Source organism: Campylobacter troglodytis (genome assembly GCF_006864425.1).
In the GTDB taxonomy this organism is placed as follows: Bacteria; Campylobacterota; Campylobacteria; order Campylobacterales; family Campylobacteraceae; genus Campylobacter_D; species Campylobacter_D troglodytis.
This window is the reverse complement of the sequence record NZ_QHLI01000210.1, coordinates 1-666: the sequence shown is the minus strand read 5'-3', so window position 1 is coordinate 666 and position 666 is coordinate 1. Positions and strand designations below refer to the sequence as shown.

1 protein-coding gene is annotated in these 666 nt (G+C 34.2%); it reads right to left on the bottom strand.

From position 1 onward, the window contains the following. Positions 1–101: 101 nt before the first annotated feature. Complete coding sequence (locus tag DMC01_RS12715) at positions 102–449, bottom strand: hypothetical protein (protein ID WP_142694538.1); 348 nt, start codon at positions 447–449, stop codon at positions 102–104. Positions 450–666 lie beyond the last annotated feature (217 nt).

The window sequence follows — 666 nt, the reverse complement described above, 5'->3', positions numbered from 1 at the left end:
TTAAAATCTAGCTAGATTTTACACTAGCTTTGCTTGAAGCCTTTGCTTAATTCTTTGCCATCAATGGCTAGTTTCTAAGTTGATAAATTCCTAAAGCTGCCTCACTCCACCTCAAACACATCCTTTGCACTTGGCTCACCTTTTAAGCTAAGAGCTGAGCCTTTATCAGTTATAAGCTGCGAAACAAGCTCGGCTAAAATTATCTTTTGCCCATCTACTTCAAGTAATTTTGAGCAAATTGCCTCAGAAAGATTGATTATCTTAACACAAGGACTAGGCACACCTAAGACATTATTAACGCAGCCTACTATGCTAGATCTGGCTAGATCATTTATGCTTATAAGCCCTGCTTCATTCACTGTTACAAGCTCCTTTGTGCTTGATTTTAAGATAAGCTTGCCCTTATGAGCACATTCCACACAGTCTGTTTCTAAGAGAGGATGAGGCATTTTCTTCCTTTGTGAATTTATCTAAAACTTAGCCTTGATTTTATACGAGTTAAAATTTTATCTTATTTTCTCTAAATTAAGCCTTGAATTTTTCAAATACCTAGCTTCATTTTGCTTTATCAAAGCCTTGAATGTTTTGAATTTAAAAACTTGAATTTTTAATGCGTTTAAATTTTATCTTCTAAGCTTTGAGCTTGTTTTGAATTTAAAGGCTTTT

Coding starts and splice junctions, on each gene's coding strand:
- DMC01_RS12715 (WP_142694538.1), bottom strand. CDS start 449: ATGCCTCATCCTCTCTTAGAAACAGACTGTGTGGAATGTGCTCATAAG.